The sequence below is a fragment of the Arsenophonus endosymbiont of Crataerina pallida genome, assembly GCF_964020125.1.
Lineage (GTDB): Bacteria > Pseudomonadota > Gammaproteobacteria > Enterobacterales > Enterobacteriaceae > Arsenophonus > Arsenophonus nilaparvatae.
Window position 1 is genome coordinate 663772 of the sequence record NZ_OZ026540.1, and the last position, 13889, is coordinate 677660.

The following is a 13889-nucleotide window of genomic DNA, read 5'->3' on the forward strand; positions in this document are numbered from 1 at the left end:
GCACTCATGAACGATTCATATAGCGGTAAAAACGGTAAAGTAAAAGTGAGGTATGTTCGTAATAGAGAAAACAACACAAATAATGATCGACGAAAGAATAAACATCTTTCGGCTAAAAATAGAAAATTGTCATCACGCCGTAGTGATCGTAATAATGAACGTTTAACTGATGATCCCTGGAAAGTGGTTTCTCAACGGAAAGAACCTATTACTAGCCATAGTGGTATCAGTGGTAAAAGCCAGGTTGATCCCGAACAAATTCGTCGTCAGCGTTTAGAAGAGACGCGTATTTACGGCGAATATGCCTGCCAAGCAACGTTTAAACATCGCCCGGAAGCAATTGTTCGTGCCTGGTTTGTTCAGTCCATTACCCCGCATTTTCGCGAAGCCCTTAAGTGGATGGCGGCAAACCGTAAAGCCTATCATGTGGTTAGTGAAGAAGAGCTAGTAAAAGCTTCTGGTACTGAGCATCATGGTGGTGTTTGTTTCTTAATTAAAAAACGGATCGGATTTGACGCTGAAGCCTATCTAGCCCAGTCGACTAACATTGTGACTTTCTTTGCGTTCAATCCATTTTCGATTTTCCAATTCATCTGCAATGCGCGTTGCATTTGTTCTCGAGGAGCCTAAAGCATCGCTAAGTTCAGACGGTTGAATACTATGTGTTGTTTGGGTGTCGAGAATGATTAATGCCATAAATAACGTTTCATTAATTCCTTGTTTTTTAAGCATATTATTTCTATTTTCTAACAATTTCCCTTGCACATGCATACATAAACGCGTTAGCAAAATTTGCTGATAGGGTAGCGGAATAGTTGATTTTTGTTGTTGCTGTTTGCGTTCATTAAGTAATTGCTCTATGGGAGAAAATGAAGTTTCTTTTTGTGTTTGTGTGCTTTCCATTATTTATATACCTTATTAGTTTCAGTTGGTAAGATAGCAACTGTCATAATCAATCTAAATGGTATATCAAAAGCTAAAATTATCAATTATAGTTATTTATTATCGCGAAATTTATTTTGTTATTGGTATTTAATTCATAAATATTTTAAATGTTAATATAAGAAAAATAGCTTTAAATAATCTATAACTTTTTATTTGCAAAATAATTTCATTATCTAATTAATAAAAAATAAATATCATTTGCAATAAATTATATACATTTAATATTAATTAATTGTTTTGTTATAACATTAATGTCAAATTAAACATAGATAAATTAAAATAAACAATGGTTAATCTAAACTGGCTATCTACTTGATTGTTAGATGATAAGTCAAAAATTAATTTCCTTATTCATTTAAATAAAGGCGAATGTCTTTATTGCCATTAAGTTGCCATATAATATAAAAAAGGCTAAAAAGATAACATTCAGCCTATTTATAGAAAATCACATAAAATGTGTAACGACAGAATTTTTGCTAGTTAGTTTTTAAAGCAATCTTTATCCAGTTATTAAAAAGTTGTTGATGAGCTTTTATCCAACCTTGAGCATGACGTTCAATGTCAGCTTGCGAAGCTTCCCCATCATGCATACGAAGATTTTGGGCATTAATATCTGTAATTGGAATTTCCATAATGGCAAATAGTTTTGCCGCCGCAGGATTTTTTGCTGCCCAAATTTTATTGGCGACGATATGCATTGTACTAGGTGGAAAACCATAATTTTTACCATTTGCTAACGTGGTATCACTTTTATCATCATTTGGTAGTGAAGAAAAAGGAACTTGCAACCAAACAACGTCTTTACCTGGTTTAAGCACGGCGTTGACCCAATAAGGTGCCCAGGTATAATAGAAAATGGGTTTACCTTCTTTGTAACGAGTGATGGTATCCTCTATCATCGCTGCATAATTACCCTGATTATGCTCAACGGTTGTGTTTAGTTGATAAGCATTTAAATGGTTATTAATGGCGGCTTCACAGCCCCAATCTGGATTACAACCAGTGAGATCGGCTTTGCCGTTACCATTGGTATCAAATAATTTAGCAGTATTAGCATCTTTAAATTGCGCTATGTTGGTGATGTGGTATTTATCCGCCGTTTTTTTATCTATCAGATAACCTTGAACGGCATTACTGACATAAATGCCTTTACGGTATAGGCGGTTATCTCCACCAACTGCTGCATATTGGGCATTGTGTAATGGTTGCCAATTGACAGCCATAAACGTCGCATCACCGGCCGCAATTGATGCGTAAGCAACGGTATAGTCGACCTCTTGGATGGGTAAAATTTGATAGCCTAATTTTTCCAATGCTTTATTAACAATCAAAGTTTGGAAAGTCTCTTCTGCAATTGTGCTTTGTATCGGTTGTACTTTTATACCTTTACCTGGTAGTTCAGTGGCGGAAAGTTTAATACTGATTAATGTTGTTAAAGCCGCAGCCAGCAAAATAGTTTTACGCATGTGATTTCCTCTCTAGGGGGTATCGACAAAATGAATAGGCTAAAATTGTTTATATGATAAAAATGACATCATGTTTATTTGCAGAAACGAGTTTTAGTTTTTTGCAATAAACAGGTCACTAAGCCAATAGGCCCCGAGTGATACCAAGCGGTATTTTTTTAATGCAGGCTTTTTCACCTAATGATTGGGTTAGCCGATCCAGAATAATAGCCAATATAACAATACCAGTACCACCTACCGCTGCTAGTCCCATATCTAATCGACCAATTCCCCTTAGTACCATTTGCCCTAACCCGCCAACAGCAATCATAGATGCAATCACAACCATTGAAGGTGATAACATCAATGTCTGATTAACTCCCGCCATGATAGTAGGCGCAGCAAGCGGTAACTGAACTTTAAACAAAAGTTGATTTCGACTGGCACCAAACGATTCTGCAGCTTCAATAAGATCATCGGGTACTTGCCTTATTCCCAAAATAGTTAGTCGAATAATTGGCGGTAGAGCAAAAATAATTGTGACGACAATACCAGGGACATTACCAATACCAAATAACATAACAATAGGTACCAAATAAACAAATGCTGGTGTAGTTTGCATTGCATCTAGTAGAGGCCGAATTATTTGGCTTGCTGGTTTGCTAACCATATTCCCAATGGTAAACCTATTAACAGACAGAAAAATAAGGAAGTCAATACCAGAGATAAAGTTATCATTGCTTCTGGCCAGGCGCCAATAGCTCCAATGAAGACCAATGAGATGAAAGTTGCTACTGTCACTTTTTTATTTGATAACTGCCAGGCTAATAGAGCGAAACAAACAATGATAAAAGTAGCAGGTAATGTTGTTAGGATTTGTTCAAAACGACTTAACATAAAATCAATCGGCAGACGGATCCCTTGAAATAATGGGCGGAAGTGTAAAACTATCCAATCGATAGCATGTGAAACCCATGAGTCTAACGGTATGAGTGGCTGTTGAAAGGGATGCATGATATCAAAATGTTTTATTGGTACATCGGTTACCGGGATGTCTAACCAATCTGTAGAGGTTTCTGTTGTTATAGTGTTCCAAGGATCATGAATTATTTCTTGACTTATGTGAGTTTGGTTATCCATTTATTGTCTCCTTATCCAATGTTTGCAGTAAGATTCCTTTAGAAATAACGCCAATATAATGTTGATTATCACCAATAACAGGAACTGCACAGGGAGATTGAGCAATAGTTGAAATAAGTTCATTAAGTGGAGTGTTGGCATCAATAGCACAAGGTGAGGTTAAGATTGCCTGTTCAATATTTTTTTTATCGAATAATGCTTGTTCCAATGAGTTGATTGAAACGATACCGACAAATTTTTGACCTCTTTCAATTAAATAACCATAATCACGATCTTCATCATTCAGTATTTTTAGTGCTGAACGTGGGCCAAAACCAGGAGCAATATGTAACAGGGCGTCGGGTCGACGGCGGGCAATATCTTTGGCAGAGAAGACTTGGCTAATATCGACGCCACGAAAAAACGTTTTAACATAATTATTAACCGGATTATTTAAGATCTCATCAGGGGTACCAACTTGAATAATAACACCATCTTGCATAATTGGGATCCGGTCACCTATCCGCATAGCTTCATCCAGATCATGAGAGATAAAAATAATCGTGCGTTGTTTATCACCTTGTAATGACAGTAATTCATCTTGCATTTCTGTTCTAATTAGTGGATCTAGCGCAGAGAATGCCTCATCCATCAGCAAAATATCAGGATCATTAGCCAATGCTCGTGCAAGGCCAATACGTTGGCGCATACCACCTGATAATTCGTTTGGAAAAGATTGTGTCCATTGTTCAAGATTAACTTGTCGCAAAGCGGCTAATGCTTTTTCAGTTCGTTCTGGTTTGGCAACACCAGCTAATTCCATACCAAATGCGACATTATCTAATACATTGAGATGGGGCATTAATGCGAAGGATTGAAATACCATACTAATTTTTTTACGCCGTACTTTACGTAATTTTTCCTGCGAAATATTAGCAATATCTCGCCGTCAATTAAGACTTGGCCTTTGGTCGGTTCAATTAGGCGATTGAGGAGGCGCACTAGGGTAGACTTTCCTGAGCCCGATAGACCCATAATGACGAAAATTTCGCCTTCTTCAATGGCCAGATTGGCGTCTTTAACACCAATAGCTAAACCGGTTTTATTAAATATTTGTTCTTTAGTTAAGCCTTTATTGATAAGTTTAAAAGCTTGGTTAGGATGATCTCCGAATATTTTGTACAAATTTTTCACTTCTATTTTAAATGACATGCAATAACAATATCCTATGGTTAGTTAATTAATTGGCGTATTAATTTTTCGTATCCTTATTTAAATTTATGTTTTATATAACCTAACATAATGAAATATGCTGGCAACCCTATGTTTAACAAAATTAATCAAAAAGGCGGGTGTAATTTTTAGCAAATATTGCATAAAACGTTATTTTTATTGCCAAATTATTTTTTAATAAATGAGATTTTTGTTTTTAACTGGTTGTTATTACTGGAAATGCACTGACTTTTACTTTGAGGATGACATTTTTTTATTATCAAATAATTTTTAATATGATTTTTTATTTACCAATTAAATTAATTTATAAATTTAATTATTTTTTGTTTTTTTATAGAAGAATAATATGAGTAATTGATTAATATAAAGCGTAAAGATAGGTTTGCTTTGTGTTATCAACTAAAAAATTGATTTGCTAGCTGTTATTGATAATAAAAAGCAGGCTAAATAAAATATAGATATATAATATTATATGTCGTATTTATTTAACTGCTTTTTTATCATTATTTAATAGAATATTAATAAATTAAAAGTTCCAATCCTCATCTTCTGTGGTGATCATTTTACCAATGATGTAAGAGGAACCTGAACCAGAAAAGAAATCGTGGTTTTCGTTAGCATTTGGTGAGAGTGCTGACAAGATTGCCGGGCTGACATTAGTCGTATCTTCTGGGAAAAGAGACTGATAGCCTAAATTCATTAATGCTTTATTGGCATTATAGTGAAGAAATTTTTTGACATCCTCTGTCCAACCAACGTCATCATATAAAGATTCGCTATATTTAATTTCATTATCGTATAAGTTTAATAATAATTCATAAGCGAAATCTTTTATTTCATTTTTTTCTTTATCACTATATTTGATGAGTGATTTTTGAAATTTATAGCCGATATAGTAGCCATGAATCGCTTCGTCGCGAATTATTAATCGAATAAGATCGGCCGTGTTGGTTAGTTTTCCTCGGCTTGACCAGTACATTGGCAGGTAAAATCCGGAATAGAAGAGAAAGGATTCGAGAAAGACACTGGCAATTTTTTTCTTAAGAGGATGAGTGTGACAATAGTGCTCCAATATTAAATGGGCTTTTTTTTGTAAAGCGCTATTTTCTTCACTCCATTGATAAGCATCATCAACATCGGAAGTCAGACAAAGGGTTGAAAAGATAGAGCTATATGAACGAGCATGGACTGCTTCCATAAAGCTGATATTTGACATGACGGCTTCTTCATGCGGTGTTAAGGCATCCGTCATCAGTGCAGGCGCTCCTACGCTATTTTGAATAGTATCCAGTAGGGTTAAGCCAGTAAAAACACGTATTGTTAGTTTTTTTTCCTGTTTTGTTAATGTATTCCAAGTTGGAATATCATTTGAAAGTGGAATTTTTTCTGGTAACCAAAAATTGGTGGTTAATTTATTCCATACTTCTAGATCCTTATCATCCTCAATACGGTTCCAGTTGATTGCTCGTACTATCGAATTTTTTATCGCCATTTGATAAACCTATAAATTATAGTGCACATGAAACGCAGCCTTTGACTTCTGTTCCTTCTAATGTTGATTGGCGGATCCGTATGTAATAAAGGGTTTTAATCCCTTTTTTCCAAGCATATATCTGAGCACGATTAATATCTCGCGTGGTTGCGTCATCAGTAAAGAAAAGGGTCAATGACAGCCCTTGATCGACATGTTGGGTAGCAGCAGCATATGTATCAATGATTTTTTCAGCACCTATTTGATAAGCATCTTGATAATACTCTAAATTTTCGTTCGTCAGGTAAGGGGCTGGATAATAGACGCGGCCAATTTTTCCTTCTTTACGAATTTCAATACGCGCAACAATAGGATGAATGCTGGAAGTTGAATGATTAATATAAGAGATAGAGCCTGTGGGTGGAATGGCTTGTAAATTCTGATTATAGATCCCGTGCTCTATAATAGATTGCTTGAGTTTTTGCCAATCTTCAGTAGTTGGGATATGGATGGCTGAGCGTTGAAATAGCTGTTTTACTTTTTCAGTTTTAGGTTGCCACTGCTGATTAATATATTTATCAAAATATTCGCCAGAGGCATATTTAGAGTGCTCAAAACCGCTAAAATATTGTTGGCGCTCAATAGCTAGCTTATTCGATGCCTGTAATGCGTAGTAAGTTACGGTATAAAAGTAAATATTGGTAAAATCAATTCCCTCGTCTGAACCATAATGAATATGCTCACGTGCCAGATAGCCATGTAAATTCATTTGTCCTAAACCAATAGCGTGTGATTTTTTATTACCTGCTTGAATCGAGGGCACTGATTGGATCTGGCTCATATCTGAAACAGCTGTTAATGCTCTAATGGCAATCTCAATTGAATGAGCAAAGTCAGGGGAATCCATCGTTTTGGCAATATTCATTGAGCCAAATTACAGCTAATATCTTTACCTACATGCCGATATTCTAAATTCTCGTCGTAGATACTGGCATCATTGACTTGTAAGATTTCTGAGCACAGATTACTCATATTAATCCGACCATAAATAGGATTTAGACGATTGGCATTATCCTCAAATAAAATATAGGGATAGCCTGATTCAAATTGAATTTCTGCTAAGGTGAGGAAAAACTCACGGGCGTTGATTTTCTGTTTGCGAATGTTTTTATTATTTACCATTTCTGAATATTTTTCAGTAATGTTAATTTCCGACATAGGGACACCATAACAGCGCTCAATATCGTAAGGTGAGAAAAGATACATATCTTGATTATTTTTAGCTAGATGAAAGGTAATATCCGGGATCACTACACCCAGTGACAAGGTTTTAATCCGGATTTTTTCATCGGCATTTTCACGTTTAGTATCTAAAAAGCTTAAAATATCAGGGTGATGGGCGTGCAGATAGACTGCTCCAGCCCCTTGTCTTGCGCCAAGTTGATTGGCATAAGAGAAGGCATCTTCTAGCATTTTCATTACAGGTACTACGCCAGAAGATTGGTTCTCAATCAGTTTTATCGGTGCTCCAGCTTCACGTAAATTAGTCAATAAGAAAGCTACGCCACCGCCACGTTTTGACAGTTGCAAGGCGGAATTGACAGAACGGCCTATCGATTCCATGTTATCTTCTATCCGTAGTAAGAAACAAGATACCAGTTCACCACGCTGTTTTTTACCGCAATTTAAAAAAGTGGGCGTTGCTGGTTGGAAGCGGCCACTAATAATTTCATCCACCAGTTGACTAGCTAACTCTTGATTTCCTTGGGCAAGCGTCAAAGCAACCAGGCAAACTCTATCTTCATAACGCTCTAAGTAACGCTTACCATAAAAAGTTTTTAAGGTGTAGCTAGTATAATATTTAAAGGCACCAAGAAATGTTTGAAAACGAAACTTGTGGTTATAGGCTTGCTGGAAAAGTTTTTTAATAAAAGTAAATGCATATTGTGCCACTATTGCCGAGTCGTAATAATTTTCTGCTACTAAAAAATCCAGTTTTTCTTGTAAATTATGAAAAAAAACCGTGTTTTGATTGACATGGTGGCGAAAGTAATGATGAGCCGCCTGCTTATCTTTATCGAGTTGAATTTTGTTATCTTTATCATACAGGTTTAGCATGGCATTGAGTGCATGATAATCGAGTTGTTCTTGAGGCTGTACTGTCATAAGGAAGCTCCGTATTACTTCACTGCATTTGTTGTTGCCAAAATTGTTGTAACCCTTGGCGTACTTGTTGAAGATCCCGTTCAGTACCGAGTAATTCAAAACGATAGAGTAATGGTACTTGGCATTTAGCGGAAATAATGTTGCCTGCTATAGCGTAAGTTTCACCAAAATTACTATTTCCTGATGCAATGACGCCCCGTAGAAACTTTCGATTTTGGGGTTGATTTAAAAAGTAAATAACAGCTTTGGGCACAGCACCGGTTGTACCACCGCCACCATAGGTAGGGAGCAGTAAAACGTAAGGTTGGGTCGCATTTGGTAGTATCTCATTCGTATCAATAGGAATGCGTGTAGAAGGGAAGCCCAATCTTTGCACAAAGCGATGGCAATTTTCCGATTTACTGGAATAGCAAATAAGTGACTGAATTTTCATCATATTATGTTAATTACTAGCTAATTGATTGATCATATCAGGGCGAAAGCCTGACCAATGTTGCTTACCGGCTATAACAACGGGTACTTGCTGATAGCCCAATTTGGTAATAAAACGCAATGCTTCATGATCTTGGGTTAAATTCACGACATCATAAGGTAAATTTTTACGTTTTAGTGCTAGACAAGTTGCATTGCACTGTACACAATCTGGTTTACTGTAGACGATAATATTCATTGTTGGCTCCTTAATTTGGTAATAACTAAGTTTACAATTGATCAGCCATTATAAATACTATATCTTGATTTATTTTTATTCAACCATACTATATATAGTGTTATCTAATTTGTGGTGGGAATTTTATCTAACTTATTATTTCAACAAGAAATAAAAAATTAGTATTTTTATTATATTTTTTTAACAAATATTCCAATAGGCAGAAATATTTTTGCCAACAGCGGTAATTTTGCTTGCGGGATAAAATGAATTGTTAAAATAGTTTACTATTTTAAGGAAGTTGTTATGTACCACCATTATTTTTCTACCCCAAAAGGTTTTCCAAGACCTTTCATTCACATTACCGCTGATCATAATGGAATAATCGGTGTTGATTTTGTTAACCAAGTAAATGAAAAAGAACGTAAAAATGTTCATACCGAACAGTGTATAAAAGAATTAGAGCAATATTTTAATGGTGAAAGAGACAATTTTTCTGTCATCTTGAATCCTTTCGGTACCCATTTTCAGAAAAGAGTTTGGCAGCAACTTGGTGAAATTCCTTATGGCCAATGCTGGAGTTATAGGGAACTCGCAATTGCACTAGGTTCTGCTAATTTCTGTAGAGCAGTTGGTATGGCAAATTCGCGTAATCCTATTGCGCTTATTATTCCGTGTCATCGTGTTATTGGTCATGATGGTAAATTTAGTAGGTTACAGCGGTGGGTTAGATATAAAAAGTTGGCTTTTAGATTATGAAAAGAATGGAAATAGTCAAAAAATTGGCTAAAAATGTTATAATAAACATTTATAAACACTATTATTGGTTTTTTTGATTGTTTTTTTAGGTTTTTATCCTATATTACAATGATAATTTAAGTTTTTAATTAATTTCGTGATCTTAGTAGTAGACAATGAAGCATAATTTTTGCTGTACTATATAAGACACAAACTGTGTGTTTTTATTTATGTAAAGGTAATATTGATGTCAAAAGTTAAAGGTAGCGTTAAGTGGTTCAACGAAGCAAAAGGTTTTGGTTTTATCACTCCAGAAGATGGCAGTAAAGACGTGTTCGTTCACTTCAGTTCTATTACAACCGAAGGTTTTAAGACTTTGGCGGAAGGTCAGAAAGTTGAGTTTGATATTACTGAGGGGGAGAAAGGGCCATCTGCTATAAACGTTGTCGCTATTTGATTTACTATAAGAATTTATAATAGTCCGTCTCAATTATTGAGACGGGTTTCTATGCCTTTCGCTTGTAAATCTGCATGATAAGATGAGCGTACTAATGGGCCACATGCTGCATGCGTGAAGCCCATTGCTATTGCCTCTTTTTTCATTTCTTCAAATTCTTTAGGGCTGACATAACGTTTTATTGATAAATGATGCCGACTGGGTTGGAGATACTGGCCTAAGGTTAGCATGGTAACGCCGTGGCGGCGTAAGTCTCGCATAACATCAACTATTTCTTCATTAGTTTCACCTAGTCCAACCATTAATCCTGATTTTGTCGGTATTTCAGGATGCATTTGCTTGAATTTTGCTAGTAGTTGTAATGACCATTCGTAATTAGCGCCAGGGCGTACTTGGCGATAGATACGCGGAACATTCTCAAGATTGTGATTAAAAACATCGGGTGGCGCAGCGGCTAAAATTGCTAAGGCGCGATCCATACGACCGCGGAAATCAGGCACTAGCGTTTCTATTTTGATGTTTGGATTTTTCTCTCGAATAGCGGTAATGCTGTCAGCAAAATGTTGGGCTCCTCCATCGCGCAGATCATCACGATCTACTGAAGTAATAACAACGTATTTTAATCCCATATCTTTAATGGTTTCTGCTAATTTTGCTGGTTCATTAGGATCAGGAGCATTAGGACGTCCATGGGCAACATCGCAGAATGGACAGCGACGAGTACAGATAGCCCCTAAAATCATAAAAGTGGCGGTACCATGATTAAAGCATTCAGCGAGGTTAGGACAAGAGGCTTCTTCACAGACTGAGTGTAAGCCATTCTTACGCATTGCGTTTTTTATCTCTTTTATTCTGCTGGAATCAGCGGGAAGTTTTATTTTCATCCACTCAGGTTTAGGTAAAATTTCTGTATGATCCGTTCTTATTGTTTTGACAGGGATCAGTGCCATTTTATCAGCGTCATGATATTTAACGCCACGCTCCATTTGAATTGGTCTACTCATAATTATGCCAGTTCCATTAGGTTCCTGCTGCGGATCAATAATAGATATATTTTATGCTATCACATGTGATCATTATTTATGTCATGTTTCAATTTTTTTTTTAATAATTATAAAAAAATTATAACAACTTATTCTGCAAGTTGAAATCCTAGTAGGTTGCAGAAATGTTTTATTAATAAAGGTTCGACATCTTTAACCTGGCTGCCAGGGACTAAATCATTTAGTTGCGTCATTTGCATGCCGGCATAGCCACATGGATTAATACGTTCGAAGGGCGCAAGATCCATATTAATATTTAATGCTAAGCCATGAAACGAACAACCTTTATGGATACGTAACCCGAGAGAGCATATTTTTTTTTGTTCAACATAAACCCCGGGGGCTTCGCGCTGTGCGTAGGCGGTAATACCAAATTCGGATAAAGTATTAATTACCGTATTTTCCAGTGTAGTTACCAGCTCTCTCACACCAATTTGATTACGCTTTAAGTCTAATAAAATATACATTATTTGCTGACCGGGGCCATGATAAGTGATTTGTCCACCACGATCAGATTGGATAACTGGAATATTCCCAGGCGCGAGTAGGTGCTTTTTTTTACCCGCTTGGCCTTGGGTAAAAACAGGGTAATGTTCCACTAGCCAAAGTTCATCTGGTGTATCAACCGCGCGTTTTTTAGTAAACTGATGCATCTCATCAGAAATGGGTTGGTAAGCATGCAGCCCAAATTGACGTAATATAATGGTTTTTTTTAACAAACTTTTTCTCCCACTGATAGGGATATGCAATAATTATGCAGTATAACCTGCATAAATTATTCTTGCTAGTATAGTTAGCGTGACGCTTGAAATTATAAACCCGAAAATCTGCTATCTTCGGGTTTATAATTTCAAGCGCATCAATAACTTGTGTCTACAACACCATACGAACTAATTCTAGTTTAGCTAATTCTTCGTACAGTTTTTCTATTTGTTCAATGTTGGTTGCTGTGATGGTAATTGATACTGAGTGAAAGTTACCTTTACTACTTGGTTTAACCGATGGTACATAATCACCCGGAACATGTCGTTGAACCACTTCAACGATTTGATCTGTTAACTCAGGTTTAGCAAGCCCCATCACTTTGTAGGTAAATGAGCAAGGAAACTCTAGGAACTCATGCAGTTTGGTTTTCATAGCTTCTCCTAAAATACTACCACCACGCTTATTGCCATATTAAATGTTATATGATTTAGATAGTATATTTATTCATATTTCTTAAATAAAAAATTAAGTTATAAATTGAACATATTTACCATAATGGAGGTTGCAATGTTATTTTTCAATCTTTAGCCAAACCAGCGCTGAAAAAACAATTTAATATAATCTAATATGTTACTAAAAAATCCACCTTCATCGACCTCTTTCAAGACAACAAGCGGCCGTTGTTCAATGATCTTATTATCTAATTGTAAGTTAATGGTGCCAACAACTTGGTTTTTCGCTAATGGTGCCTGTAGTTCAGTATTGTTTAATGTATAGCTAGCTTTTAAATCTTTCATACGACCACGGGGAATGGTCAGATAGAGATCGTTTTCAATACCTAATTTTACCTGATCAGTATTAGCAAACCAAACCGGTTGAGAGGCAAACTCCACCCCGCCTTCTAATGGTTTGACGGTTTCAAAAAAGCGAAAGCCCCAAGTGAGTAATTTTTTGCTTTCGGTGTCCCGACCTTTACTGCTATGGCCACCTAATACAACAGATATGAGTCGCATATTCCCTTCGGTAGCGGAGGCAACCAGGTTGTAACCTGCCGCGGCAGTGTGTCCTGTCTTAATGCCATCTACATTCAGGCTTTTATCCCATAACAAACCATTTCTATTTAATTGGCGGATCTTATTAAAAGTGAACTCTTTTTCTTTGTAAATGGCATATTCTTCCGGAACATCGCGGATCAGCGCTTGGCCGATTAGCGCCATATCGTGTGCGGAACTATATTGTCCATCAGCATCTAAGCCATGGACAGTAAGAAAGTGGGTGTTTTTTAAACCAAGGCGTTGAACATTGTTGTTCATTAATTTGACAAAACTCGCTTCGTCACCCGCCACATACTCAGCCATTGCCACACAAGCATCATTACCAGATTGTAAATTAATACCACGTATCAATTGAGATACAGAGACACGATCACCGGGTTTTAAGAACATCAGCGAGGAGCCTTTAAACACGGGGTTACCTGTGGCCCAGGCATTCTCGTCGATAGTGACGATATCGTTCATGCTAATTTTACCTGCTTTAATTGTTTGACCAATGATATAACTCGTCATCATTTTAGTCAGACTGGCAGGGTCACGACGTTGATCGGCATTTTTTTCCGCTAACACTTTGCCTGAATAATAATCAATAAGAACATATGCTTCAGCGTCAATATTTGGTGCAGAAGGGATCACGTTGATTTGCATAGCATTATTGCTATTAGCAAATAGAGTGCTGGAAAATATAAGGCTAATATTAAGTATTAGGCTACCGATAGAACGGGAGAAAATTGCATATTTCATAATAATATACGGGATCTGCTGGCAATATGTTAATAGAGTGGGCATCGTAATATCAGCTTAAAAAGTCATATACTATTTCTGAAATAGAGATGCCTGGTTAGTTGTTTTTTATTTTACTCTAA

Annotated in this window: 9 protein-coding genes and 6 pseudogenes; 3 read left to right on the top strand and 12 right to left on the bottom strand. The window is 36.4% G+C overall.

Translation table 11 applies throughout. The annotated features are described in order from the left end of the window. Positions 1-6 precede the first annotated feature (6 nt). Positions 7-543, top strand: a pseudogene (locus AACL31_RS03355) (RNA methyltransferase substrate-binding domain-containing protein); the annotation flags it as partial. Here AACL31_RS03355 and mprA read toward each other — a convergent pair. The 8 genes and pseudogenes from mprA to nrdH form a co-directional block, all read right to left on the bottom strand. Beyond that, positions 538-903: pseudogene (gene mprA, locus AACL31_RS03360) on the bottom strand (transcriptional repressor MprA); the annotation flags it as partial. The pseudogenes AACL31_RS03355 and mprA sit on opposite strands and share 6 nt — an antisense overlap. A 518-nt stretch (positions 904-1421) precedes the next feature. After that, positions 1422-2411, bottom strand: coding sequence for a glycine betaine/L-proline ABC transporter substrate-binding protein ProX (gene proX, locus AACL31_RS03365; protein WP_310512715.1), 990 nt, complete (start codon positions 2409-2411; stop codon positions 1422-1424). 74 nt (positions 2412-2485) lie between these two features. Continuing rightward, positions 2486-3530 (bottom strand): annotated as a pseudogene (proW, locus tag AACL31_RS03370) (glycine betaine/L-proline ABC transporter permease ProW). Further along, a pseudogene (gene proV, locus AACL31_RS03375) lies at positions 3523-4721 on the bottom strand (glycine betaine/L-proline ABC transporter ATP-binding protein ProV). The pseudogenes proW and proV overlap by 8 nt, the downstream one beginning before the upstream one ends. Before the next feature lie 547 nt (positions 4722-5268). Then, a complete protein-coding gene (gene nrdF / locus AACL31_RS03380; protein ID WP_310512716.1) occupies positions 5269-6234 on the bottom strand; it encodes a class 1b ribonucleoside-diphosphate reductase subunit beta in 966 nt (321 codons plus the stop codon). 16 nt (positions 6235-6250) lie between these two features. Beyond that, positions 6251-8379: pseudogene (gene nrdE / locus AACL31_RS03385) on the bottom strand (class 1b ribonucleoside-diphosphate reductase subunit alpha). Between the two features lie 19 nt (positions 8380-8398). Continuing rightward, positions 8399-8812, bottom strand: a complete 414-nt coding sequence (gene nrdI / locus AACL31_RS03390) for a class Ib ribonucleoside-diphosphate reductase assembly flavoprotein NrdI (protein ID WP_310512721.1) — start codon at positions 8810-8812, stop codon at positions 8399-8401. 9 nt (positions 8813-8821) lie between these two features. Further along, positions 8822-9049 carry a glutaredoxin-like protein NrdH gene (gene nrdH / locus AACL31_RS03395; protein ID WP_310512717.1) on the bottom strand — a complete coding sequence of 76 codons (228 nt, stop codon included), beginning with the start codon at positions 9047-9049 and terminating at the stop codon, positions 8822-8824. 285 nt (positions 9050-9334) lie between these two features. On the opposite strand from nrdH, the pseudogene AACL31_RS03400 reads away from it, so the two are divergent. Together AACL31_RS03400 and cspE are read left to right on the top strand one after the other, a co-directional pair. After that, positions 9335-9818, top strand: a pseudogene (locus AACL31_RS03400) (methylated-DNA--[protein]-cysteine S-methyltransferase). 195 nt (positions 9819-10013) lie between these two features. Then, on the top strand, positions 10014-10223 hold the full coding sequence (cspE, locus tag AACL31_RS03405; RefSeq protein WP_032116217.1) for a transcription antiterminator/RNA stability regulator CspE: 210 nt from the start codon (positions 10014-10016) through the stop codon (positions 10221-10223). Between the two features lie 29 nt (positions 10224-10252). Here the strand turns inward: cspE and lipA are convergent, their stop codons facing one another. The 4 genes from lipA to dacA all read right to left on the bottom strand — a co-directional run bounded on the left by lipA (position 10253) and on the right by dacA (position 13767). Beyond that, positions 10253-11227, bottom strand: a complete 975-nt coding sequence (lipA, locus tag AACL31_RS03410; RefSeq protein WP_310512718.1) for a lipoyl synthase — start codon at positions 11225-11227, stop codon at positions 10253-10255. A gap of 128 nt (positions 11228-11355) precedes the next feature. Further along, entirely contained in the window at positions 11356-11985 is a 630-nt protein-coding gene (gene lipB, locus AACL31_RS03415; RefSeq protein WP_310512719.1) for a lipoyl(octanoyl) transferase LipB, read from the bottom strand. 154 nt (positions 11986-12139) lie between these two features. Continuing rightward, positions 12140-12403, bottom strand: coding sequence for a DUF493 family protein YbeD (gene ybeD, locus AACL31_RS03420; RefSeq protein WP_032116219.1), 264 nt, complete (start codon positions 12401-12403; stop codon positions 12140-12142). A gap of 152 nt (positions 12404-12555) precedes the next feature. Beyond that, a complete protein-coding gene (gene dacA / locus AACL31_RS03425; protein ID WP_310512722.1) occupies positions 12556-13767 on the bottom strand; it encodes a D-alanyl-D-alanine carboxypeptidase DacA in 1212 nt (403 codons plus the stop codon). Positions 13768-13889: the final 122 nt, after the last annotated feature.

Coding starts and splice junctions, on each gene's coding strand:
- proX (WP_310512715.1), bottom strand. CDS start 2,411: ATGCGTAAAACTATTTTGCTGGCTGCGGCTTTAACAACATTAATCAGT.
- nrdF (WP_310512716.1), bottom strand. CDS start 6,234: ATGGCGATAAAAAATTCGATAGTACGAGCAATCAACTGGAACCGTATT.
- nrdI (WP_310512721.1), bottom strand. CDS start 8,812: ATGAAAATTCAGTCACTTATTTGCTATTCCAGTAAATCGGAAAATTGC.
- nrdH (WP_310512717.1), bottom strand. CDS start 9,049: ATGAATATTATCGTCTACAGTAAACCAGATTGTGTACAGTGCAATGCA.
- cspE (WP_032116217.1), top strand. CDS start 10,014: ATGTCAAAAGTTAAAGGTAGCGTTAAGTGGTTCAACGAAGCAAAAGGT.
- lipA (WP_310512718.1), bottom strand. CDS start 11,227: ATGAGTAGACCAATTCAAATGGAGCGTGGCGTTAAATATCATGACGCT.
- ybeD (WP_032116219.1), bottom strand. CDS start 12,403: ATGAAAACCAAACTGCATGAGTTCCTAGAGTTTCCTTGCTCATTTACC.
- dacA (WP_310512722.1), bottom strand. CDS start 13,767: ATGAAATATGCAATTTTCTCCCGTTCTATCGGTAGCCTAATACTTAAT.